Source organism: Haladaptatus sp. SPP-AMP-3 (assembly GCF_049568665.1).
Taxonomy (GTDB): Archaea; Halobacteriota; Halobacteria; order Halobacteriales; family Haladaptataceae; genus Haladaptatus; species Haladaptatus paucihalophilus.
In genome coordinates, this window is sequence record NZ_CP145897.1 from 955,744 (window position 1) to 977,616 (window position 21,873).

General features: G+C 64.3%; 22 protein-coding genes. 5 read left to right on the forward strand and 17 right to left on the reverse strand.

Annotated features, from left to right (window positions below; genetic code table 11):
* Positions 1–7 precede the first annotated feature (7 nt).
* The 14 genes from V5735_RS05615 to V5735_RS05680 form a co-directional block, all read right to left on the reverse strand.
* The gene (locus tag V5735_RS05615; protein ID WP_423745462.1) at positions 8–1,498 is read right to left on the reverse strand and encodes an NADH-quinone oxidoreductase subunit N; all 1,491 of its coding nucleotides are present in this window, start codon (positions 1,496–1,498) and stop codon (positions 8–10) included.
* The gene (locus V5735_RS05620) at positions 1,498–3,039 is read right to left on the reverse strand and encodes a complex I subunit 4 family protein (protein WP_423745463.1); all 1,542 of its coding nucleotides are present in this window, start codon (positions 3,037–3,039) and stop codon (positions 1,498–1,500) included. The genes V5735_RS05615 and V5735_RS05620 overlap by 1 nt, the downstream gene beginning before the upstream one ends.
* Positions 3,040–5,067 (reverse strand): NADH-quinone oxidoreductase subunit L, encoded by a 2,028-nt coding sequence (gene nuoL, locus V5735_RS05625; RefSeq protein ID WP_423745464.1) that lies wholly within the window; start codon positions 5,065–5,067, stop codon positions 3,040–3,042.
* A 2-nt stretch (positions 5,068–5,069) separates the two neighbouring features.
* Positions 5,070–5,372, reverse strand: a complete 303-nt coding sequence (nuoK, locus tag V5735_RS05630) for an NADH-quinone oxidoreductase subunit NuoK (RefSeq protein ID WP_007978296.1) — start codon at positions 5,370–5,372, stop codon at positions 5,070–5,072.
* A complete protein-coding gene (locus tag V5735_RS05635; protein WP_423745465.1) occupies positions 5,372–5,743 on the reverse strand; it encodes a proton-conducting membrane transporter in 372 nt (123 codons plus the stop codon). Before V5735_RS05635 ends, nuoK begins: the two co-directional genes overlap by 1 nt.
* Positions 5,740–6,006, reverse strand: a complete 267-nt coding sequence (locus V5735_RS05640) for an NADH-quinone oxidoreductase subunit J (RefSeq protein ID WP_423745466.1) — start codon at positions 6,004–6,006, stop codon at positions 5,740–5,742. Before V5735_RS05640 ends, V5735_RS05635 begins: the two co-directional genes overlap by 4 nt.
* A gap of 56 nt (positions 6,007–6,062) precedes the next feature.
* A complete protein-coding gene (locus V5735_RS05645) occupies positions 6,063–6,524 on the reverse strand; it encodes a NuoI/complex I 23 kDa subunit family protein (RefSeq protein ID WP_007978289.1) in 462 nt (153 codons plus the stop codon).
* Positions 6,521–7,615, reverse strand: a complete 1,095-nt coding sequence (locus V5735_RS05650; protein ID WP_423745467.1) for a complex I subunit 1/NuoH family protein — start codon at positions 7,613–7,615, stop codon at positions 6,521–6,523. The genes V5735_RS05645 and V5735_RS05650 overlap by 4 nt, the downstream gene beginning before the upstream one ends.
* Complete coding sequence (locus V5735_RS05655) at positions 7,612–9,267, reverse strand: NADH-quinone oxidoreductase subunit D (RefSeq protein ID WP_423745468.1); 1,656 nt, start codon at positions 9,265–9,267, stop codon at positions 7,612–7,614. Before V5735_RS05655 ends, V5735_RS05650 begins: the two co-directional genes overlap by 4 nt.
* Positions 9,264–9,968: an NADH-quinone oxidoreductase subunit B gene (locus tag V5735_RS05660; RefSeq protein WP_026177672.1), complete on the reverse strand. Its 705-nt coding sequence runs from the start codon at positions 9,966–9,968 to the stop codon at positions 9,264–9,266. Before V5735_RS05660 ends, V5735_RS05655 begins: the two co-directional genes overlap by 4 nt.
* Positions 9,965–10,372: an NADH-quinone oxidoreductase subunit A gene (locus tag V5735_RS05665; protein ID WP_007978281.1), complete on the reverse strand. Its 408-nt coding sequence runs from the start codon at positions 10,370–10,372 to the stop codon at positions 9,965–9,967. The genes V5735_RS05660 and V5735_RS05665 overlap by 4 nt, the downstream gene beginning before the upstream one ends.
* 188 nt (positions 10,373–10,560) lie before the next feature.
* Positions 10,561–11,181, reverse strand: coding sequence for a 5-(carboxyamino)imidazole ribonucleotide mutase (gene purE / locus V5735_RS05670; RefSeq protein ID WP_423745469.1), 621 nt, complete (start codon positions 11,179–11,181; stop codon positions 10,561–10,563).
* On the reverse strand, positions 11,178–12,344 hold the full coding sequence (locus V5735_RS05675; RefSeq protein WP_423745470.1) for a 5-(carboxyamino)imidazole ribonucleotide synthase: 1,167 nt from the start codon (positions 12,342–12,344) through the stop codon (positions 11,178–11,180). The genes purE and V5735_RS05675 overlap by 4 nt, the downstream gene beginning before the upstream one ends.
* Positions 12,345–12,428: 84 nt before the next feature.
* Positions 12,429–14,180 (reverse strand): flippase activity-associated protein Agl23, encoded by a 1,752-nt coding sequence (locus tag V5735_RS05680; protein WP_423745471.1) that lies wholly within the window; start codon positions 14,178–14,180, stop codon positions 12,429–12,431.
* Positions 14,181–14,261: 81 nt separating this feature from the next.
* Here V5735_RS05680 and ribH point away from each other — a divergent pair, with 81 nt between their 5' ends.
* Complete coding sequence (gene ribH, locus V5735_RS05685; protein ID WP_007978272.1) at positions 14,262–14,666, forward strand: 6,7-dimethyl-8-ribityllumazine synthase; 405 nt, start codon at positions 14,262–14,264, stop codon at positions 14,664–14,666.
* The gene (locus tag V5735_RS05690) at positions 14,666–15,850 is read left to right on the forward strand and encodes a pyridoxal phosphate-dependent aminotransferase (protein ID WP_423745472.1); all 1,185 of its coding nucleotides are present in this window, start codon (positions 14,666–14,668) and stop codon (positions 15,848–15,850) included. The genes ribH and V5735_RS05690 overlap by 1 nt, the downstream gene beginning before the upstream one ends.
* A gap of 146 nt (positions 15,851–15,996) precedes the next feature.
* Here V5735_RS05690 and V5735_RS05695 read toward each other — a convergent pair whose 3' ends face one another.
* On the reverse strand, positions 15,997–17,190 hold the full coding sequence (locus tag V5735_RS05695; RefSeq protein ID WP_007978268.1) for a threonine synthase: 1,194 nt from the start codon (positions 17,188–17,190) through the stop codon (positions 15,997–15,999).
* Between the two features lie 77 nt (positions 17,191–17,267).
* Between V5735_RS05695 and V5735_RS05700 the strand changes: the two genes are divergently transcribed.
* Positions 17,268–17,897, forward strand: coding sequence for an NUDIX domain-containing protein (locus V5735_RS05700; protein WP_423745473.1), 630 nt, complete (start codon positions 17,268–17,270; stop codon positions 17,895–17,897).
* Positions 17,898–17,966: 69 nt separating this feature from the next.
* Positions 17,967–19,226, forward strand: coding sequence for an NAD(P)/FAD-dependent oxidoreductase (locus V5735_RS05705; RefSeq protein ID WP_423745474.1), 1,260 nt, complete (start codon positions 17,967–17,969; stop codon positions 19,224–19,226).
* Positions 19,227–19,285: 59 nt separating this feature from the next.
* Here V5735_RS05705 and V5735_RS05710 read toward each other — a convergent pair whose 3' ends face one another.
* Both V5735_RS05710 and artA read right to left on the reverse strand, forming a co-directional pair.
* A complete protein-coding gene (locus tag V5735_RS05710; RefSeq protein WP_423745475.1) occupies positions 19,286–19,972 on the reverse strand; it encodes a metallophosphoesterase in 687 nt (228 codons plus the stop codon).
* Positions 19,959–20,897: an archaeosortase A gene (artA, locus tag V5735_RS05715; protein ID WP_423745995.1), complete on the reverse strand. Its 939-nt coding sequence runs from the start codon at positions 20,895–20,897 to the stop codon at positions 19,959–19,961. The genes V5735_RS05710 and artA overlap by 14 nt, the downstream gene beginning before the upstream one ends.
* Positions 20,898–21,086: 189 nt before the next feature.
* On the opposite strand from artA, the gene V5735_RS05720 reads away from it, so the two are divergent.
* Positions 21,087–21,869, forward strand: a complete 783-nt coding sequence (locus V5735_RS05720; RefSeq protein ID WP_423745476.1) for a MarR family transcriptional regulator — start codon at positions 21,087–21,089, stop codon at positions 21,867–21,869.
* The last annotated feature ends 4 nt before the right edge of the window (positions 21,870–21,873 follow it).

Sequence of the window (21,873 nt, forward strand, 5' to 3'; positions counted from 1 at the left end):
GCGCGGTTCAGGCGAACAGCGTGGCGGCGGCGTTGTACGCCGTGTCCGCCACCGGCCCGAACGCGAACAGCAACGCGACCGTCACGACCGCGGCGGCGACGACCGCAACGTAGAGACCCGTCGGCGTGCTTCGAATCGTGAAGTCGCCCTCCGGGTCCTCGATCCACATCGCTTTCACGACGCGGCTGTAGTAGAACAGCGACAGCGCGCTGTTTATCGCACCGACCGCGGCGAGCCACCAGAATCCGGCGCCGACCGCGGCACCGAACAGGATGTACTTGCTCATGAATCCTGCACCGACCGGGAGACCGGCGAGGTTGAACAGGAACACGGTCATGGCCAGACAGGCGATGGGAGCCTTCTCCGCCAGACCGTTGTAATCCTCGAACGTCCGGCCGACGCCCCAGTACTCGACCAGCGCGATGAACAGGAACGCACCCGTGTTCATGAAGCCGTAGACGAGCAGGTGGAGCATCGCACCGCTCAGCACGCCGCTGTTGTTACCGCCGTAGAGAGCGGCCAATCCGATGAGCACGTAGCCCGCGTGTCCGATTGAGGAGTACGCGAGCATCCGTTTCACCTTGTCCTGCGTGGCGGCCGCGAAGTTCCCGAGCGTCATCGTGACGACCGCGAGAATCTGGAAGACCAGCACCCAGTCGATGGTTCCCGAAACCAGTGCGAACGGGAACGCGGTGACGAACACGCGGAAGGCGACTGCGAACCCGGCGGCCTTCGAGGCCGACGAGAGGAAGCCCGAAATCGGCGCTGGTGCGCCTTCGTACGCTTCCGGTGCCCAGAAGTGGAACGGGACGGAGGCCGTCTTAAACGCGAAGCCAGCGACCACCATCAGCACGCCGACGCCGAGCACGCCGCCCAGCCCGCTGAACCCTTGACCGAGCGTGGTGGCGATGAGGTCCAGTTGCAGGTGTCCGGTGACACCGTACACGAGGCTGATACCGTAGGCGAAGATGGCCGACGAGAGCGCACCGATGAGGAAGTACTTGAGACCCGCCTCGACGCTTCCGCGGTTCTTCTTCAACACCGCGACCAGTGCGTAGGACGGGAGGCTGGCCAGTTCGAGGCTGATGAACACCGTGGCGAGGCTGTTCGAGCTCGCCATCAGCGTCATCCCGGTCGCCGCGAGGACGACCAGCGTGTAGTACTCCGCCTGATAGGAGTTCCCCTTCAGGTAATCGTAGCTGGCGATGCTCACCAGCGCGGTGACGCTGGCGAAGATGAGCACGAAGAACAGGCTCATCGTGTCGACGACCATCGCGTTCCCGTACAGCGGAATCGGGTTCTCGCCCGTTCCGGAGGCGATGAACCACGCCGCGAGACCGCCCGCGACGACCGCACCGAGCGTCGAGATACCCGCGAGAATCGGGTTGTCCCGCGTGTGCGGATAGATGCTGTCCACGACCAGCAACAGCAGCGCCGTCAGGCCGAGGACGATGGCGGGCGCGAGTGCGGCCCAGTCGGGCCACGCGAATGCCGCCATCAGGCACCACCTCCGGCGAGGAGCGCCATTTCACCCACGGCGTCCTGAATCATGTGATAGAAGATGTTCGGTTGAACACCCAACAGGATGACCAGCAGGATGAGGACCACGAGGGGCGCGACGTCGTGGAACGACGCGCGACCGACCTCGTAGTCGGTTTCGAGCCGGAACGGCCCGAACAGCGTTCTCTGCATGGCGAACAGCAGGTAGCCAGCCACGATGACGATGCCGAACATCGCCGCCCCCGTGAACAGCGCGAGCGCGTTGCCCGCGAGCACGGTCGAGTGGAAGGCCCCGACGAAGATGAAGAACTCCGCCGCGAAGCCAGCCATCAGCGGCAGGCCCATGTAGCCGAACGCGCCCGCAACGAACACCGCGACCGTTATCGGCATCTTGTCCGCCAGCCCGGACATGTCCGAGACCATCCGGGTGTGCGTCGTGTTGTAGATGACGCCGACCGCCATGAACATCAGCCCCGAGATGAGACCGTGGGCGACCATCTGGAAGGTCGCACCCCCGACGCCGTACATGTTGAACGCGACGAGTCCGAGGATGACGTACCCCATCGAGGACACCGAGGAGTACGCCACGATACGCTTCAGGTCGGACTGTGCCAACGCGAGGAGGGCACCGTAGATGACGCTCACGACCGCCACGAGGGCGATGATGAATGCGTAATCCTTCGCCACGCCGGGAAGCATGGTGAAGTTGAATCGGAGCAGCGCGTAGGTACCCATCTTCAGCATGACGCCCGCCAGCATGATGGACACCGGCGTCGGTGCTTCGACGTGAGCGTCCGGTAGCCACGTGTGGAACGGGACTATCGGGACCTTCACGCCGAATCCGATGAACATCGCGAAGAACGCGAGGGCCTTCAGCGTGCCCGCGCTGATGCCGCCGAGCCCTTGCAACTCCCCGCTGTTCAACGCCTGTGCGATGGCGGGCATGTCGAGTGACGTGATGGTATCGCCCAGTCCGAAGACGAGGGCGATGAACCCGATGAACATCAGCAGCGAGGCGACGTTGGTGTACACGAAGAACTTGATCGCCGCGTACTTGCGCCGCGGGCCGCCCCAGATGCCGATGAGGAAGTACATCGGAACCAGCACCATCTCCCAGAAGATGAACCAGATGAAGAAGTCGAGCGCCGAGAAGACGCCGAGGAGGCTCATCTCCATGAAGAGCATCAGACCGAAGAACTGGCTCTGTCGGGACTGAATCGGCGTCCACGCCGCCAGAATCGCGAGCGGCGTGAGCACCGTCGTCAACACCAACAACGGCATGCTGATGCCGTCGAGTCCGACGTGCCAGTTCAGCGCGTAGGGGCCGAACGTGGCCCACTTGAACGTCTCTTCGAAGGCGAGGGTTCCGCCCGACAAGAGGGCGTTCCCGCTACCGTCGAAGGCACTGTACATCCAGATGCTCCCGGCCGCGGGGAGCAGGCTCAGCACGAACGCGAGTTTCCCTGCGATTTTGTCCGGCGCAAGGAACACCGCGAACGCGCTCACCAAGGTTACCGCGAGAAGTGCTTCGACTATCATCTAGAACCAACCTCCCGTGAAGCCGAAGACGAGAAGCAGGACGACGAACGAGAGCACCAACATGAGCGCGTAGTTCGTCACGATGCCGCTCTGAATCCGCTTCACTCGGCTGCCGCCGAACAGACTCACGCTGGAGACGCCGTTGACCACGCCGTCGATGACGCCTTGGTCGAACTTGTCCGCCGCGCGCGAGACGGGGAGCGTGACCCCGTTCGCGAGCCAGACCTGATACTCGTCTTGGTAGTAGTTGTTGAACAGGAGCGTCTTCACGCTGCCCAACTTGTCGGTGTGCTCGACGGGTTGCGGGACGTTGTAGAGCACCCACGCCAGTCCGAGACCGGCGAGTGCGAACGCGAGCGAGATGCCGCTCGAAACGAGTCCCGAGAACTCCGCCGGTTCGCCGTAGGCGAACCGGTTGATGAGTTCCTCGTAGTGGTGAGCACCGGTCGCGCCGACCGGTCCGTTGAGCCACGTGTGGAGGAACTCGATGTGAGCACCCGTCAGTTCCGCCACCGGCGTCATGTTGACGAGACCGATGACGGTGGCGAGGATACCGAGAACGACGAGCGGGAACTTCACGTTCCAGCGCACGCCGTGCGGGCTCCGCGCGGTGTCGCTCCGGGGTTCACCGTGGAAGGTCAGGAAGACCATCCGGAAGGTGTAGAATCCGGTGAAGAACACCGCGATGAGACCCATCGCGTACGCTCCGAGGAGGAGCGGGTTGCCGCCGAGACCGTGGACGAGCGCCTCGTAGAGCACTTCGTCTTTCGACCAGAACCCGGCGAACGGGACGATTCCCGCGAGCGCGAGCGACCCGGCGAGGAACGTCCAGTAGGTCACGGGCATGCGTTTTTTCAGGCCGCCCATGTCCCACATGTTCTCGTTGTGGTGCATGGCGATGATGACCGACCCCGCTCCGAGGAACAGGAGCGCCTTGAAGAAGGCGTGGGTCATCAGGTGGAAGGTCGCCGCGACGTAGCCACCCGACCCCAGCGCGAGCATCATGTACCCGTACTGGGAGATGGTGGAGTACGCGAGCACCTGTTTGATTTCGCGTTTGACGACGCCCATCGTCGCCGCGAACAGCGCCGTGAAGCCGCCGATGAACGCGATGATGGCGAGCACCTGCGGGAGCAGGGCGTAGAAGCCGTACATGCGCGCGACGAGGTAGACACCCGCCGCGACCATGGTCGCCGCGTGAATCAGCGCGGAAACGGGCGTCGGGCCTTCCATCGCGTCGGGAAGCCACGTGTGGAGCGGGAACTGCGCCGATTTCCCGACCACGCCGCCCAACACGAGGAGGCCGACGATGTTGAACCACATCTTCGGGTCGAGACCGAAGAGGGTCGTTACCTCTCCGCCCTCGCCCGCAATTGCCTGCTCGGCCATGTGCACGAACGAGTGGTCGCCCGTGAACTGCGCCGTGCCGAAGGTGGCGAACACCGCCACCACGCCGATGAGGAAGAAGTAGTCACCGAAGCGGGTGACGAGGAACGCCTTCTTCGCTGCGCTCGGTGGGCCGGGTTCGCGGAACCAGAACCCGATGAGCAGGTACGAACACAGCCCGACGAGTTCGAAGAACATGAACGCCATCAGCAGGTTGTCCGCGAAGACGAACGCGAGCATGCTGAAGGTGAACAGGCCGAGACCGGCGTAGTAGCGCGGGAGGCCGGTTTCGCCCTCGTCGTTCATGTAGCCGAGGCTGAAGATGTGCACGAGACACGCGACCAGCGAGACGATGACGAGCATCATCGCCGACAGCGGGTCGAGGAAGATGCCGAAGTGCAGGTTGAAGGTGTCGAGTCCTTCGACCCACACGATGGTCTCGTGGTAAGACTCCCCGCCCGACACCGTGATGAACACCCACAGCGACAGGACGAGCGACCCGGCCGTCGCGGCGATGCCCGGAATCGCGCCACCCTTGGGTAGCATCTTGCGGGCGTACTCGCCGCCGAACAGTGCGATCAGGAACGATACGAACGGCAAGAGTGCGATTACCGGTGCCAGTTGGAATGCTGTTGCCGCCATTGTTACCACCTCATAGTCGTCGCTTGGGTCACGTCCACGTCGTTGAAGTTACGATACAGCACGAGGATGATACCGATACCCACTGCGACTTCCGCGGCGGCGAGCGCCAGCGTGAACAGGCTGAACGTCTGCCCGGTCAGATTGCCGTGATAGCTGGAGAACGCGACGAGGTTGATGTTCGCCGCGTTCAGCATCAGCTCGACGCTGATGAGGAACATCAGCGCGTTCTTCCGGGTCAGGATACCGAACAGCCCCGAACAGAACACGGCGGCGGAGAGCAACAGGTAGTATTCGACTGGTACCATTACTCCTCGTCACCTCCCGCGTTTCGACCGCCGTCCGCCATGACCGCCGACGGCGTTCCGCTCTCGCTGTCTTCACCGTCGTCGCGGCTGGCGAGCATCACTGCACCCACCAGCGCCGCGACGAGCACGAGGTCGATAATCTCGAACGCGACGAGGAATCCCTCGCTTTGGACGAGAGCGTCACCGCCGACGTTTCCGATGTTGAACATCGCGTAGCCGATGCTCGCCGTGATGTTGGCTCCGGCTCCGAAGCCGCTTGCGTCGCCGAACGACGCGCCGAGGAACACCACAGCGAGGATGGCGAACAGCGCCACCGCGACGACGCCGGGAAGCATCGTGCTTGGGTCACGCATTCGTGGCCGTGATGTCATGCGTTAGTCACCTCCTCTGTACTTGTACGACGTGTGAGCATGACGGCGAACGTTATCAGGATGAGAACCCCGCCCACGTAGACGAGGATCTGCATCGCCGCAACGAATTCCGCCTGTAACATGACGTAATGGACGGCGAAGCTCAGCAACGAAAGGCCGAGCAACAGCGCCGAATGCCACACGTCCCGCACCAGGACGGCGCCCACGCTACTCGCCACCGTCAGGATGGCGAACAACGCGAACGCGATCATTTCATATGCCATTTCAGTCACCTTTGGGTTTGGGTAAACGCCCTTTTAAGATTTCGAGACGGGCGTGATTACTGGTAATCGACTGCTCCTTCGCCCTCTCCTATCCACGCGCTACGGTCCGGTTCGCGCGATTCGAGTGGGTCGATGTCTTTGTACCAGGGGACGTTCTTCAACTGTTCTTTGTTGTACACCAAGTCGTCCTTCGTGTCACCCGTGAACTCGAAGTTCTGGGTGAGCAGAATGGCGTCGACCGGGCACACTTCCTCACACAGTCGGCAGTAGATGCACTGACCGACGTGGAGGTTGTACTGTTCGCCGTTGCGCTGGTCGTCCTGAACGATCTGAATCGTGTCGTTCGGACAGACGTTCTCGCACTGGCGGCACCAGATGCAGCGCTCTTGGCTGAACTTGTGAATCCCACGGAAGCGTGGGCTTACTTCGGGTGCGACGTCCGGGTATTCGACCGTGAACGTCGTCCCGCCCAGTGCGTGTTTCATCGTCGTTGCCATCGATTTGAGTAGTCCGATCATAGCACCACCCCCACGATGATGGCCGTGAGAACCAGGTTGGCGAACGAGAGCACGAGCATGCCCTTCCAACCGATTTCGATGAGTTGGTCGATGCGCACGCGCGGAAGCGCCGAACGCGCCCACTGCGTGAACAGGAACACCGCCCATATCTTCACGGTGAACCAGACGAATCCGATGGAACCCGAAGCGGGGCCGGACGGACCACCGAGGAAGAGCGTGGCGATGATCGCACCGCCGAGGAAGATGTGGATGAACTCGCCGAGGTAGAACAGCACGAAGTACACGCTGGAGTACTCCGTCTGGTATCCGGCGACGATTTCGGTGGGTGCCTCGGGAGTGTCGAACGGGTTCCGACCGACTTCCGCTAGGTTCGCCGCGAGGAACAGCACGAACGCGAACGGGTTCACGAACGCGTACCACGACGGAATCGCGATGCCGCCGATGGTGATGAGCGTCTCCTGCTGTTGGGCGACGATTTGGCTCATCTGGAGCGTCCCCGTGAAGAGGACGACCGATGCGGCCGTCACGACGAGCGGAATCTCGTACGCGATGTTCTGTGCCACCGCGCGAAGGCCACCGAGAAGCGAGTATTTGTTGTTCGACGCATAGCCACCCATCGTCAGTCCGAGCGTGGCGATGGAGGCGACGGCGAACACGTACGCCAGTCCCGTCTCGGGGTCAGCGAGTTGCAGATTGATGCCGAAAAGGGAACCCATCGGAATGACCGCAAAACCGAGCAGCGCCGAACCCGCCATGACGACGGGCGCGAGGTCGAATGCCGGACGGTCCGCACCTTCCGGGATGACGAGTTCCTTCGACAGCAGCCGCACCGCGTCGGCCACGATGATGAACAGGCCGAACGGCCCGACACGATTGACCGCGATACGGTCGGTGAACGCGGCGGTGATCTTCCGCTTCGCCCACGGACCCGCGAACGCCGTCATCGTCAGCATGATGGTGCCGATGACGGCCGCCGCGATGAGTGCCGAGAGCAGCTCTATCGGCGCGCCGGGGTTGTTACCGCCCAGCGCACGCGCTATCTGTTCGGGGAGAAGGACCGTTCCCGTCCCCTGTAGCGGGACCGGATTCATCGGTCGACCTCCCCGAGAATCACGTCGAGGCTGCCGAGCGTGGCGACGAGGTCGGGGATGTACTCCCCGTTGGACATCTCACCGAGCGCGGAGAGATTGCAGAAACACGGACTCCGAATCTTGAATCGGCCGGGCTTGTCCGTCCCGTCCGAGCGGATGTAGATGCCGAGTTCCCCTTTCGCGCCCTCGACCGCGCGGTACGTTTCCGTGTCCGCGTCCGGTTTGAGCGTCCGGGGGACGTTCGACTGAATCTCGCGCTCGTCCTCGGGCCAGTCCTCGAGCAGGTCGACACACTGGTCGATGATCTTCGCCGACTCTTCCACCTCGCGCATCCGAACGAGGAGGCGCGCGTAGTTGTCACAGCCGTCCTCGGTCACGACGTCCCAGTCGAGTTGGTCGTAGTAGCCGTAGGGGTCGTCGCGGCGCAGGTCGTAGTCGATGCCCGATGCGCGAGCGACGGGGCCGGTGACGCCGTACTGTTTGGCGACCTCGGGTTCGAGAACGCCGGTTCCGATGGTCCGAATCTGGAACAGCTCGTTGCTCGTGATGAGGTCGTGGTACTCCTCCAGCGTCGGCGGGAGGTCGTCGAGGAAGTCCCGAATCTTGTCGAAGAAGTCCTGACGCGGTTCTGGGATGTCCCAGACGACGCCGCCGAGGCGGAAGTAGTTGAACATCATGCGCTGGCCGGTCAGGTCCTCCAGGATGTTCTGGACGATTTCGCGGTCGCGCATCGCGTACATGAAGATAGCAGTGAAGTCGCCGTAGATGTCGAGACAGAACGTCCCCAGCGCCAGCATGTGCGATGCGATACGGCAGAGTTCGGCACCCATCGTCCGAATTATCTGCGCGTACTCGGGCACGTCGAGGTCGTTCAAATCTTCGGCCACGCGCGCGTAGGCCCACTCGTTGAGCAGCCCGGCGGACGCGTAGTCCCAGCGGTCGGGGTACGGCATGATCTGGTGCCGGTAGGTCCCGTTCTGGGCCATCTGCTCCTCACAGCGGTGGAGGTAGCCGATGTCCGGGTCGACGTCGGCGACTTGCTCGCCGTCGAGCGTCGTCTTCAGGTGCAACACACCGTGGGTCGCCGGGTGGTGTGGCCCGATGTTCAGGAACATCGTGTCCGAATCCGCGTCGTAGTGGTCGTCCTGAATCGGGTTCTTGTGCTCCTCGAACGAGACGATTTGTGGCCGGTCTTGGTCGTAGCTCTGCGCCAAGGGGTGACCCTGCCACGTCTCGGGGAGGAGGATACGGCGAAGGTCGGGGTGACCGTCGTAGTCGATACCCACGAGGTCGTAGGCCTCGCGCTCGTGCCAGTCCGCGGACCGGTAGACGGGTTCCGCGGTCTGGCTCGCGGGCGCATCGGTCGGCGTCGGAACGACGACGCTCACCTCTTGGGTCGGGTCGGCGTACTTCTTCAGGTGGTAGACGCTCTCGTAGCGGTCCTCGTAGTCCTGTGCCGTGACCATCGAGAGGTGATCGAATCCGGCCTCGTCGCGCAGGATTGTGAGTGCGTCCTGCACTTCGTCGGGTCGAACGACGAATCCCGGCGCGTTGAGATGTTCCTCGCGGCCGATAACGTGGTCTCCGAGCAGCGCGGCGAGCTGGTCGCCGTCGAGTTCCTGCGCCGCCGGCACTTCGTGTTGCGAACTCATGGTGAATCAGCCCAGTTGTAGCGCATGACGAGCGAGTCCTCGTCGATTCTGTCGGCGAGCGTGTCCACCAGTTCGTCCTGTTCCAAGTCCCCGAACTGTTCGAGTTCGTAGGGCTTGACCGTCACCGGGCTGGTCTCGCCGTTGGCGACGCGCTCTTGGAGCTTGACGACGCCGTAGACGAGGGCCTCGGGGCGCGGCGGACATCCGGGGACGTGAATGTCGATGGGGATGACCTCTTCTGCGCCCTTGATGACGTTGTATCCCTCTTGGAACGGGCCGCCGCTGATGGCACACGACCCCATGTTCACGACGAACTTGGGTTCGGGCATCTGGTCGTAGACGCGCTTCATCCGCGGCGCGAACTTCGAGACGACCGTCCCGGGGACGATCATCACGTCGGCCTGTCGCGGCGACGCGCGCGGGACGCCGGACCCGAAGCGATCCAAGTCGTGTTTGACCGCGTAGGTGTGCATCATCTCGATACTGCAGCAGGCGATGCCGAACTGCAGCATGAACATCGACGACCCCCGCACCCAGTTCATGAACTTGTCGAACTTCGTGAGGATGAACGGCGACGCGCCGAACGCCTCCCGAAGTTTCGAGTTGAAGCGGTCATCGACACCCTCGCCCATCCGAGCCTCGCGGGTCTTCGTCTGGGGGGCTGTACTACCGTGTATGTATTCCCGTGGTTCGTTGCTCATTGTTCCATACTCCGTTGCGTTCCGCGGGGGCTACGAACCCACCGCACCGCTCCGTTGCGCCAGGCCCACGCGAGCCCGACGACGAGAACCGCGATGAAAACCAACATCGGGACGAGCACCGTCGCAAGGCTGACGCCGCTGTCGATAGCGTTGCGATAGATGACGGTCCAAGGGAAGATGAGGACCGTCTCGATGTCGAAGACGACGAACAGCAGCGCAACCATGTAGTATTGGATGTTGAACCGAATGCGCGTCGTCCCGGTTGGAATTTCACCGCTCTCGTAGGTGGCGGATTTTCCCTGTTCAGGCACGCTCGGTCTGAGGAGACTCGACACAGCCATCATACTGAATGGTATGGCGAGTCCCACCAGCACTAGCGCGCCAATGGCTACCCATGGATTCATTACCGGTTTTCTCCTAGCAGGCGGTGTTTTGTGAGCGCACCCCTATAAGCGTTGATTCTTGAGATTCTGGCCGGACAGCGCCGCTCCCGCCCGCATTCCGGCAACTGACGCTTTCTATTCAGTAACGCACCCTTTCTCACCGATGAAATGACTGTCCGGAACGATGGTATATACCGAAACAATACCCGTTATTCGCCGTCGCGGAACGACGGCGTACCCTCCTCGTGCAGGCGGCGAGATACCGCACCGACGTCCATCTGTAACTCGTCGTGGTAGGTAACCAGTCGTTTCCGAAGGTCGTCGTGTTCCCGCGCGAGGATTTGTACTGCGGAGAGCGCCGCGTTGAACGATTTGCCCGCGTCCACCGCGACGATGGGTGCGCCGGTCGGCATGCCGATAACCGACGAGACGGATTTCTCCTGGACGGGAACGCCGACCACGGGGAGCGGGTACGCGAGCGAGGCCGTCATGTTGGGGAGGTCGGCGGACTTCCCCCCCGCCCCGGCGATGATGACGTCCAATCCGCGTGCTTCGGCCGTCTTCGCGTAACTGTACATCAACTCGGGGGTTCGGTGGGCCGAGACGACGTAGGTTTCGAACGTGAACCGCGCTTCGGGCGGGTTCTCGACGTCGGTCACTTCCTCGAAACCGAGTTCGGTGAGCGCGTCGTAGGCCCCCGACATCACGTCCAAGTCGGAGTCGCTCCCCATGATGATGCCGACGTCGGGCGTCTCCTCCGTCGGTCGGTCGCGGTTCGCCTCGGCTTCGAACTGTTCGATGAGGGTCGTAACTGATTCTGCGGTGGTCATTGGAACGTGAGTGAGTCGGTGAGTTCGCGCGTGTCTTCGAGCAGGTCGGTGAGCGTCGATTCGTCGTCCGCATCGAGGTCGTCGCCGACGAGCGTGACGTGTCCCATCTTCCGGAGCGGGCGGACTTGGCGCTTGCCGTACCAGTGGAACGCCGCACCGGGCGTCGAGAGGACACCCTCGACCCCGGAGAGGGAGGCGGTTTCGGGTTCGTCGACGTCGCCGAGGATGTTCGAACTCACGACCGGGCCGCGGAGGTCCGTCGCGCCGAGCGGATACCCGAGGACGCCGCGGGCGTGCTGTTCGAACTGCGAGGTCAGCGCACCCTCGATGGTGTAGTGGCCGGAGTTGTGCGGTCGGGGTGCGATTTCGTTGACCGAAATTGTCCCGTCTTCCCCTTCAAATAGCTCGATTCCGTACGTCCCGCGCCCCGACAAGGCGGACAGCACCTCGCGGGCGACCTCCTCGGCGCGCTCCCGAACCTCGTCGGGGGTCCGCGCGGGAACGACCGTCTGCCGGAGGATTTCTTCCTCGTGGACGTTCTCCCCGACGGGGAACGTCGCCACCTCGTCGTCGCCCTTGACGGCGATGACTGAGAGTTCGCGCTCGAAGGGGACGAACTCCTCGACCATCAACTCGCCCGAGACTTGCGAGAGCGCGTCGTCCATATCGTCCTCGTCCTCGACGGGGACGTTTCCGCGCCCGTCGTAGCCGCCGCGCCGCGCTTTCAGCATCATCGGGTAGCCGAATTCCTCGCCCGCTTCGAGGAGGTCCTCGCGGGAATCGACGGGGCGGAAGTCGGGGACCGGAATTCCGCGGTCCTGCAGCGCGCGCTTCTGGACGAGTTTGTCCTGAATGGTCCGAAGCGTGGCCGGGTCGGGGTGGACCGGAACGTCGTACTCCTCGCCGACCGCTTCGAGCACGTCCGGGTCGGCGAGTTCGATTTCGAAGGTCAGCGCGTCGCTTCGCTCCGCCAGTTCTCGAATCGCCTCCTCGTCGTCGAAATCGCCGACGATTTGGTCCCGAGCGACCAACGACGCGGGACAGTCCGGCGTCGGGTCGAGGACGACCAGTTCGACGCCGAGCGGCGATGCCGCCTCCGCGAGCATCCGACCGAGTTGCCCGCCGCCGACGACGCCGAGGGTGAGCGGTGATGCCGTAACCATGTCGTCCGAAGGCTATCCCTGTGGGTGCATAAGATTTGCCAACTCGGACGGAGAATGGGCACGAACGTGTATCGTCTAGGTGAATTAGGCGGCTCGGTTCGCTTCCCGAAGCGCGCTTTCCTTGATGTAAATCGTCGTGGGCGCGCCCCAGAGCGTGAGTTTGTGGTCGTAGACGCGATAGCCGTCGAGGTACTTCTCGACGTCCTCTTTGCGCGACGTCCGCGTGATGACGACCGGCGGTTGGCGGGTTTGGAGGGATTCGTTGTCCAACGTGCTGTCCACGTTCGCGTCCGCCATCTCGGTGTACCACGGGAGCGGGAGGCGGTCGTACCAGCCGCCATTGTTGCGATAGTCGGGATTTCCGTCCTCGTTCGGGACGTAGAAGACGTACGAACTGTCGTCGTTCAGATAGCCGTAGTACAGCACGTCGGTTCCCTCCTCGTTCGCCCGCGAGACGCGCTGTACCTTCTCCAGCGTCGGCTTGATTCCGTCGGCGGGTTGCCCCCACTGCACGATGTCGTTGTGGTGTTGGCCGCCGAACAGTCCCGGCGCGTTCGCGTCCTGCGGGTGGAGATACACCACCGTTACCGCCGGGAACGCGACCTGCACGACGAGGAACAGCGCGATGACGCCAGCGGCGGCGGTCGAAAACGTGTCGTCGTCCTCGTACGCCTCCCGACCCCAGTGGTAGATGATGCTCGCGCCGACCGCCGCGGGAATCATCAGCGGGACGATGGCGTGGACGGTCACCCACCCGGCCTGAATGTCGGTCACGAGCGGGTAGCCGAGGACGCTCACCGCGCCCCAGTAGAACGCGAACGAAACGAGGTCGCGCGGACGGTCGTCGACGTACCGCGCCGCGAGGAAGCCGAGGACCGCGAGGACGACCACCACGAACGCACCCTGTTCGAGGACGGCGATGAAGTGTTCGAGATACGGGAGGTAGGCGTGGCCTTGGCTCTTGACCCAGTGGCCGGTGAACTCGTTCCACGACCCGACCGTCGCTTCCGAGATCACCGCGCCGAACGTACCTGGGTTGGAGACGGCTTTCCACAGTCCGGGACCGCCGGTCCCGTTCGTCCGCGGGGCGTAGAAGTAGACGATGACGACGAAGAACTCCACCACACACAGGGCGATGTGGGGGGCGAATCGGAGGACGCCCCGCCCTGTTTCGGTGACGGTATCCACGAACGTCCCCGTCCATTCTCGGTCGTGATTGCGTGCGAGAAACAGCCGATGGTCGAACAACAGGACGGCCGCGCCGAGCCACGAAGCAACGTAGAGCAGGGCGTTTTCCTTCGTCGTGAAGCCGAGCGCCAACGCCAGCGTTCCGGCGTACAGGTATCTCGCTTTGCCCGTCGCCTGCGCACGGAGGTAGAAGCCGAGCGCGAACACCATGAACGCCGCGAGAAGCATATCGTACCGCATGACCCGCGAATAGTAGAGCGCGACCGGGTTGACCGCGAGCAGGAGCGCGAAGGCGACCATCTCGGAGTCGCGGAGGTGGTCGCGGTACAACCACGCCGCGAGGGGGAGCAACCCGGTGACGAGCGCGACGGGCAGTCGCGCCATGAAGTCGCTCGCGCCGAAGAGTTCGAAGAGGACGCTGTTCACTTGCGGGAAGAACGGGCCGTGGATGTCGGCGTGGTAGTGCCAGATGCCGGTTTTCTGATACCTGAGGATCCAGTAGCCGACGCGGGCCTCGTCCCAGTGGGCGAACCGGTCTCCGAGGGCGAACAGTCGGAGCACCAGCGCTACGACCGTGACCGCACAGATGGAAGCGAAACCCCGATTTCGGGCCGTCCACCCGGAAAGCGGGTGTTCGCTCGAACTCATTGTTTTCCCCCAAGACGCAGGGGGGATACAAGCCTTGCGGAGAGCGGTAGTTCTTTTAGCCGTGCTGGCTTCCCGCCACACATGGTAACGCTCGGACTCGTCGTCGCGGAGTTCAACGCGCCGATAACGGAGCAGATGGAGGAGTCGGCGCGCGAGGCTGCCGCCGAGCGAGGTGCGGAGATCGTCGAAACGCTACACGTCCCCGGCGCGTACGATTCGCCGCTCGCGGCGGACCGACTCGCCCGCCGGGACGACATCGACGGGGTTGCGGTCCTCGGTGCCGTCATCACGGGCGACACCGACCACGACCACGTTATCACGACCGCAACGACGCAGAAGCTCACCGACGTCAGCCTGAACCGGGACACGCCGGTCGCACTCGGCATCACCGGTCCCGGCATGTCCGCGGCGGAGGCCCGAGAGCGTACCGACTACGGTGCACGGGCGGTCGAAGGTGCACTCGACTTAGTGGAGGAACTACAATAATGGACTTTTCTGACAGGATTCAACGTGTCGAACCGAGCGCGACGCTCGCTATCAGCAGCCTCGCGTCGGAACTGGAAGCCGACGGCGTAGACGTCATCGACCTGAGCGTCGGGGAACCGGACTTCCCGACCCCGGCGAACGTCGTTGACGCCGCCGAAACCGCGATGGAGGAGGGCCACACGGGCTACCCGCCGTCCAAGGGCGTCCCCGAACTCCGCGAGGCTATCGCGGCGAAACTGCGGGACGACGGCCTGCCGTACGATGCGGGTAACGTCATCGTTACGCCCGGCGCGAAGCAGGCGCTCTACGAGACGGTACAGACGGTCGTGGACGACGGGGACGAGGTCGTCCTCCTCGACCCCGCGTGGGTGTCCTACGAGGCGATGGTGAAACTCGCGGGCGGCGACCTGAACCGCGTGGACCTCGCGCCGCACGGCTTCAAACTCGAACCCGCCCTCGACGACCTCTCCGCGGCCGTCTCGGACGACACCGAACTGCTCATCGTCAACTCGCCGTCGAATCCGACCGGCGCGGTCTACTCCGACGCCGCGCTGGAAGGCGTCCGCGACTTGGCGGTCGAACACGACATCACGGTCATCAGCGACGAGATTTACGAACGAATCACCTACGGCGCGGAGTGCACCAGCCTCGCAACCCTCGACGGGATGTTCGAGCGCACGATTACGGTCAACGGCTTCTCCAAGGCCTACTCGATGACCGGCTGGCGGCTCGGCTACCTCGCCGCCCCGGAGGAACTCGTCTCGCAAGCGGCGAAACTCCACTCGCACTCCGTCTCGTCGGCGACGAACTTCGTCCAACGCGCGGGCGTCGAAGCGCTCCAGAACACCGAGGACGACGTGAGCGAGATGGTCGAGGCGTTCCACGAGCGCCGCGACCGCCTCGTCGCCCTGCTGAAACAGCACGGCGTGGACGTCGGAACGCCGGACGGTGCGTTCTATCTGATGATACCGGTGGGCGAGGCGCAACGCGCCTCGGATGCGAGCGGTGATGAACCGCGAGCGGACGACCAGCAGTGGTGCGAGGACGCGCTGGAGGAGGCGCACGTCGCTACCGTTCCGGGTAGCGCATTCGGCGCGCCCGGCTACGCTCGCGTCTCCTACGCGGCGAACTTGGAGCGAATCGAGGAAGCGGTCGAGCGGTTGGTCGAGAGCGACCTTCTCTAAACGGACCGGAATCGGATTCGAGGAATCTTCCCGTCCGAAGAACCGCGCGGTCATTCTCTGCTATTTCTTTCGACATCCGGGCCGTACTGCCCCCCGGCTTTTGATATAAATCTACGGTCGGAAATGGCGACGATGCGAGTTCCGCCTCAGATTCCCATACCCATCAGGTGACTGCGGAGCACGTCGTCGTCCTTGTTGCCCTCGCCGGTGTTGAGGATGACGACGGTGTCGTCCTCGCCGAACTCACCCTGCTGGGCGAGTTCCCACGCCCCGCTCGCGGCGGCGGCGCATGTCGCGCCCATCTCCAAGCCCTCCTTCTGTGCGACCGCGACCGCCGAATCGAGGATGTCCTCGTCGCTGGTCGCCACCGCGCCGCCGTCGCTCTCGCGGAGCGCGTCGAGGATGAGCGGACTCGCGCCGGGGTCGGGAATCTCGATGCCGCCGCAGATGGTGTCCGGCGTCTCCCACGCCTCGTGAACGTCCTTCCCTTCGTCCCACGCCTTCACGATGGGCGCACACCCGGTCGCTTGAGCGGCGTACATCGACGGGAGGTCGTCCGTGAGTCCCAAGTCGCGGAACTCCGTTGCGGCCTTGTGCATTCCGACGAGACCGACGCCGCCGCCGGTCGGGTAGACGATGGCGTCCGGGACCTCCCAGTCCATCTGTTCGGCGATTTCGTAGAACATCGTCTTCTTCCCCTCGTGGCGGTAGGGCGTGACGAACGTCTTGACGGAGTACCAGTCGTCTTCCTCCTCCATTGCGTCGGCGTAGGCCGCTCCCGCGTCGCCGATGCGCCCCTCGACGACGGTCATGTCGCCGCCGTGGACGTTGACCATCGCCTTGTTCGTGAACCCGGCGCGCGTCGGGAGGAAGACGTGCGATTCGAGGTCGGCGCGGGCGGCGTACGCCGCGGCGGATTGCCCGGCGTTTCCGGCCGAAGCGAGCGCGATGTCCGTCGCGCCGTGTTGGGCCGCCGCGGTCACGGCCATCGTTTGGCCGCGGTCCTTGAACGTTCCCGTCGGATTGCGACCCTCGTCCTTGAACAGGACGCGCCCGACGCCCATCTCCTCGGCGAGGTTCGGACACTCGACGAGCGGCGTAGCTCCCTCGTCCATCGTCACCGCCGACTCGCGGGTGAACGGCAGCAGTTCCGCGTACTTCCACATCGTCTCGAACGGGCGGGATTCGAGGTCCGCACGCGACACGTCGATTTCGTCGTAGTCGTAGTCGGGGTCGAGGATGCCGCCGCAGTCGGGACAGCGGTGCGTCCCCTCGTCGGCGTCGAACGTCTCCCCGCAGTCTACGCACGTCAGGCCGATGAATGCGTCCGTCGTCTCCATGCCCGAAGGTCGGCAGGCGGAGCACTAAGCCCTGTTCATCCCCCGCTCCTTTTGCCCCTGCACCGCAACTGTCGGATATGAAACCGGAAGCCGTCCGGTCCGTGCTCGCCGAGCGCGCCGAAACCCGCCGCGAAGTCCTGTCGGAACGCTGGGGCGACGTTCCGCACCGGGTTCGTCCCATCATCGACGTCGCGGAGTACGACTTCCCGGCGACGCCGGACGAACTCTTCCCGTGGGTCGCGGTCTGTTTCGTCGTCGAGGACGGACGCGTCTTGTTGGTGCAGGACTCCGGCCACTCGTCGGTGTGGGAACCGCCCGGAGGGAAAGGCGAAGCGCGGAGCGCTTCGGAAAAAGCGAGCGGTGAATACCGTGAGCAGGGCGAGGAGCAACGGTCCTCGGAAGACGTGAGCGGCGGACGCCGCGAACCCGTCGAATCGGTCGCCGAAACCGCCGAGCGGGAAACCCGCGAGGAGACCGGCATCGAGTGCGGCGTCACCGACCTGCTGTTCACCGAAACGCTCCGATTCGACTACGGGAACGGCGTCCCCGTACCGGTGTTACAGGCCGGATTCGTCGCCCGTCGGGTCGGCGGGGCGATTCGACCAACCGCGGCGGCCATCGAGAACGTGTCGTGGTACCCGTGTTCCGACCTCCCGGACGGAACGCAGTTCGCGGAGGAAATCGAATCGCTGCGGACGTCGGGGTAGCGGCCCTCGGTTCGACTTCCTAACTAGGTCGGCCGAGAGACGTTTATTACGGACGACCGACCATCCTCCATGACCACTGTCATCGTCGCCGGGGCGGGCCTCGCGGGACTCGTCGCCGCCCGACATCTCGCTCGGTTAGGACTCGACGTACAGGTGTTCGAACGCGAGCCGGACGTCGGCGGTCGAGTGCGGACGCGGCACGAAAACGGATTCGTCCTCGACCGAGGATTTCAGGTGCTCTTTACGGCCTATCCCGCCGCGCGGCGGGAGCTCGACTACGACGACCTCGAGTTGCGGTATTTCGCCCCCGGCGCGGTGCTCGCCCGCCCCGGTCGTCGGTCGGTACTGGCGGACCCGATTCGTGACCCGGGTGCCCTGTCCGGGTCGGTGACGAACCGGGACGTCCGCCTCGGCGACAAACTCCGAACCCTCCGACTTCGGCGGGAGCTGGCCCGCAAGCCGAACCGCGAGATTTTTTCGGGCGAGGACCAGTCCATCGAGGAGTACCTTCGCGCGCGGGGTTTTTCCGACTCCTTCCGCGAGAACTTCGCCGGGCCGTTCTACGGCGGCATCACCCTCGACAGGTCGCTCGCAACCTCGAAGAAGGTGTTCGAGTTCACGTTCAAGATGCTCTCGACGGGTAAAATCGCCGTTCCCGCCGACGGCATGGGTGCGATTTCGAACCAACTGGCCGAGTCGGCGGGGCTCGCTGGCGCGACGATTCACCTCGGGGAGGGAGTGTCGGCGGTCGAGTCGACGGGCGACGAGGTGAGCGTCGAGGTCGGCGGCGAGACCGTCGCGGCAGACGCGGCCATCGTCGCCACCGACCCGAGATCCGCCCGCGAGTTGACGGGTGTCGAGTCGATTCCGACCGACGCACGCGGCTGTGTCACCCAGTATTTCGCCCACGACGAGCCGCTCCCCGTCGGGAACAGAATCGTGCTCAACGTCGGGGACGACGCGCCGAACGAAATCGTACCGTTGTCCGCCGCCGCGCCCGAGTTCGCGCCCGACGACTGGGAGCTGTTCTCCGCGACGTTCCTCGGGACGCCCGCGGAGTCGGACGACGAACTCGCGGCGACGGTCCGGAAGACGCTCCGACAGTGGTTCCCCGACCGGCAGTTTCCGAACCTCGAACGCCTGCACACGGACCGCATCGAGTTCGCGCAGTTCGCCCAGCCGCCGGGTGTGTTCGACGGTCTCCCCGGCAATCGAACCGGCGACGAATCGGTGTACCTCGCCGGGGACTACACGGAGGCCTCGTCGCTCAACGCCGCGATGGAGAGCGGGCGAGAGGCCGCGCTGGCCGTGTACGACGATATGCGGTGAACGCGCCACCGCGACGGTATCGGCGGCGACAGCAGTCCACAGACTACAGCTCCTCCCGACTACAACAGCTTCCGAAACTCCCCGAGCGGCGGGAAACGATAGGTTTCGTCCGCGTCCTCGTCGCGGACGATGGGACGAAACGGGTCCGCGCTGGCGACGAACGAGGACTGGAAACCGGACCCGCGAACGTCGTTTACCACCAGTCCGCTGGCGAGGCGGGTGAACGCGGGAAGGACGAGCACGTCCGAACCGCGGTACGTTTCCGGTCCGGAGAGGTAGCACGGTCGGCGTTTTCCCTCGATTTCGATTGCCGGATGGTCGTGTCCCACGACGTATCGCGGTGCGTCCCCGTCGGGTTCCTCGTGGCCGTGACAGACCAGCGTGTCGTCCGCGAGTCGGTACTCGTCGTGCGGGGACGCGAGTTCGTCCAGCCGCGTATCGTGGTTTCCGCGCACCGCGACGAGGCTCGCGTCCGCGTTCGCCGCGAGCGCTTCGAGGTCCGCGAACGTCTCGGAGACGCCGTTCGGCAGTCGGTCGAACGCGTGGAGAACGTCACCGGCGAGAACGACTTCGGCGGGTGAAAATCGGTCGAGGAGGGCGTCGAACCGCGCCGTCAAGTCGCCGTGCTCGCCGAGCGGTAGCGAGACGTTCGATACCGCGTCCCGGCCGACGTGGAGGTCGGCGAGGACGAGCGCGTCGGCGTCCGGGAGGTAGGCCGCGCGGTCCGCGAACTCAACGGCCGCCATCGGCCCGGATGCTCCGGTGGAGGTCGTACTCCCGCCCGGAGACGAGGTAGATGACGTCCTCGATGACCGTCAGCAGTTCCGGGAGGTCGCGGACGACCAACCAGAGGATGAAGACGAGCGCGACGACGGCGAGCAGTTGGCTGAGCACCCTGTCCGCGATGAAGAACGAGACCATCCGGGGGTCGGTGTAGCCCGTGAGCGAGGTGACGGGACCGACGAAGAACTGGAACCACTGGTTGCCGAACGCCACCGCGATGAAGACGTTGCGGACGACGTTCAACACCCAGATGATGACGATGGCGAGCGCGAAGCCACGGAGCTTTCGTCGGAGCGGTGCCCGGACGGCGGCGATGAGGCCGCCGAAGATGCTCATGCTGCCGATACCCGTGCAGGCGAGGACGAGATAGGTGTAGTACTCGTGGCCCGTGCTGTCGGTGAAGATGAAGGCGCTGTGGTAGCCGTTTTCCTTCGCAATCGTGAACACGGGGTCGTATCCGAGCAGTTGGATGACGGCGTTGGTCTGGACGCTCACCAGTTCTACGAGCCACTCGCGGAGGGGTTCGACCGTCAGGAAGGGGACGTAGATGAGTCCCATCGCGGCGACGCCGCGGGACAGGACGAACAGCGAATCCCGTCCCGAGTAGAGCTGATAGCCCGCGTAGACACACAGGGGAACCGCGACGAGGCTGAGGGTTCCCTCGATGAAACTCCGCATCTCGAACGCGAAACGGGGAAAGAGGACGCCCCAGAACAGTCCGAACAGCGTCCACGCGCCCGCACCGACGGCCCGCGCCAACTCGCGGTCGTATCGTTCGAGCGCGGCGGTGGCGACGAACGCGGCGATGACGACCCAAACGAGGTAGTCGGGGAAGGTCGTTGTCAGCCACGGGAGCGGGCCGGGGAGGGCGGCGGGGACGACTCCAATCACGATTCGTCCGTTGTTCTCGGAAAATATAGAGTTGACGCTCTCCGAATCCGGCGTCTGCGGAGGCGTCCCACCGGAACGTCGGCGAGTGGCCGTCCCCTCTATTCGCCATCGTTCGCGCGTCTCACGGGACGCGGTTTTCACTCGCCGACCGCTGGTATTTTTATCGTTCCGCGCGAGGATTCGGGTATGGCCGACGTGTTGGAGGACAAACGAACCGCGACCCGGTTTCGCATCCTCGCCGAAATCGCTGACCGACAACCGGCGGTGAGCCAAGGCGAGATCGCCGATGCCGTCGGCGTGACGAGTCAGGCCGTCAGCGAGTACACCCGCGGCCTCGTGGAGGACGGACTCGTGGAGAAGGAAGGTCGCTCACGCTATCGGGTGACGAAGGAGGGCGTCGATTGGCTCCTCCAGTCCGCGACGGACGTTCGCCGGTTCGCGGACCACGTGACCGACGACATCCTCGGCAACGTCGGCGAGGACGCGGCGATTGCACGCACCGACATCGAGGCGGGGACGACCGTCTCGCTCTCGCTCGAAGACGGCCTGCTCCACGCGACGCCGAACGACGAGGGACCCGCGACGGGCATCGCCACGACTGACGCCGAAGCGGGCGAGGACGTCGGCGTCACCGAGTTCGAGGGCATCATCGACCTCGAACCGGGACGGGTGACGGTGTATCAGGTTCCGCCGGTTCGCTCCGGTGGCAGCCGAACGGTGGACGGAGAGTCGCTCGCGGCCGTGTGTGAGGACGCCCCGGTGCTCGCCGCGACCGGCGTCGAAGCCGTCGTCGCCCTCCGATCCGCCGGTATCGAACCGAATACGACGTTCGCCCCGGGTGAAGTCGCTGCCGAGGCCGCCGAACGCGGCTTGAACGTCGTTATCGTCGCCACCGCCGACAGCGTGGGGCGCGTCACCGACGCCCTCCGAGACGTCGGCGTCGCCTACGAAGTGGCGAATCTGGACTGAGACG

What these genes read in the sequence shown, in the direction of transcription:
- V5735_RS05695 (WP_007978268.1), bottom strand. Translation starts at nt 17,190, where the DNA reads ATGGAGACGACGGACGCATTCATCGGCCTGACGTGCGTAGACTGCGGG.
- V5735_RS05720 (WP_423745476.1), top strand. Translation starts at nt 21,087, where the DNA reads ATGGCCGACGTGTTGGAGGACAAACGAACCGCGACCCGGTTTCGCATC.
- nuoL (WP_423745464.1), bottom strand. Translation starts at nt 5,067, where the DNA reads ATGGCGGCAACAGCATTCCAACTGGCACCGGTAATCGCACTCTTGCCG.
- V5735_RS05615 (WP_423745462.1), bottom strand. Translation starts at nt 1,498, where the DNA reads ATGGCGGCATTCGCGTGGCCCGACTGGGCCGCACTCGCGCCCGCCATC.
- V5735_RS05655 (WP_423745468.1), bottom strand. Translation starts at nt 9,267, where the DNA reads ATGAGTTCGCAACACGAAGTGCCGGCGGCGCAGGAACTCGACGGCGAC.
- V5735_RS05635 (WP_423745465.1), bottom strand. Translation starts at nt 5,743, where the DNA reads ATGACATCACGGCCACGAATGCGTGACCCAAGCACGATGCTTCCCGGC.
- V5735_RS05645 (WP_007978289.1), bottom strand. Translation starts at nt 6,524, where the DNA reads ATGATCGGACTACTCAAATCGATGGCAACGACGATGAAACACGCACTG.
- V5735_RS05700 (WP_423745473.1), top strand. Translation starts at nt 17,268, where the DNA reads ATGAAACCGGAAGCCGTCCGGTCCGTGCTCGCCGAGCGCGCCGAAACC.
- V5735_RS05690 (WP_423745472.1), top strand. Translation starts at nt 14,666, where the DNA reads ATGGACTTTTCTGACAGGATTCAACGTGTCGAACCGAGCGCGACGCTC.
- V5735_RS05640 (WP_423745466.1), bottom strand. Translation starts at nt 6,006, where the DNA reads ATGGCATATGAAATGATCGCGTTCGCGTTGTTCGCCATCCTGACGGTG.
- V5735_RS05665 (WP_007978281.1), bottom strand. Translation starts at nt 10,372, where the DNA reads ATGAATCCATGGGTAGCCATTGGCGCGCTAGTGCTGGTGGGACTCGCC.
- V5735_RS05620 (WP_423745463.1), bottom strand. Translation starts at nt 3,039, where the DNA reads ATGATAGTCGAAGCACTTCTCGCGGTAACCTTGGTGAGCGCGTTCGCG.
- purE (WP_423745469.1), bottom strand. Translation starts at nt 11,181, where the DNA reads ATGACCACCGCAGAATCAGTTACGACCCTCATCGAACAGTTCGAAGCC.
- nuoK (WP_007978296.1), bottom strand. Translation starts at nt 5,372, where the DNA reads ATGGTACCAGTCGAATACTACCTGTTGCTCTCCGCCGCCGTGTTCTGT.
- V5735_RS05705 (WP_423745474.1), top strand. Translation starts at nt 17,967, where the DNA reads ATGACCACTGTCATCGTCGCCGGGGCGGGCCTCGCGGGACTCGTCGCC.
- ribH (WP_007978272.1), top strand. Translation starts at nt 14,262, where the DNA reads ATGGTAACGCTCGGACTCGTCGTCGCGGAGTTCAACGCGCCGATAACG.
- V5735_RS05675 (WP_423745470.1), bottom strand. Translation starts at nt 12,344, where the DNA reads ATGGTTACGGCATCACCGCTCACCCTCGGCGTCGTCGGCGGCGGGCAA.
- V5735_RS05660 (WP_026177672.1), bottom strand. Translation starts at nt 9,968, where the DNA reads ATGAGCAACGAACCACGGGAATACATACACGGTAGTACAGCCCCCCAG.
- V5735_RS05650 (WP_423745467.1), bottom strand. Translation starts at nt 7,615, where the DNA reads ATGAATCCGGTCCCGCTACAGGGGACGGGAACGGTCCTTCTCCCCGAA.
- V5735_RS05680 (WP_423745471.1), bottom strand. Translation starts at nt 14,180, where the DNA reads ATGAGTTCGAGCGAACACCCGCTTTCCGGGTGGACGGCCCGAAATCGG.
- V5735_RS05710 (WP_423745475.1), bottom strand. Translation starts at nt 19,972, where the DNA reads ATGGCGGCCGTTGAGTTCGCGGACCGCGCGGCCTACCTCCCGGACGCC.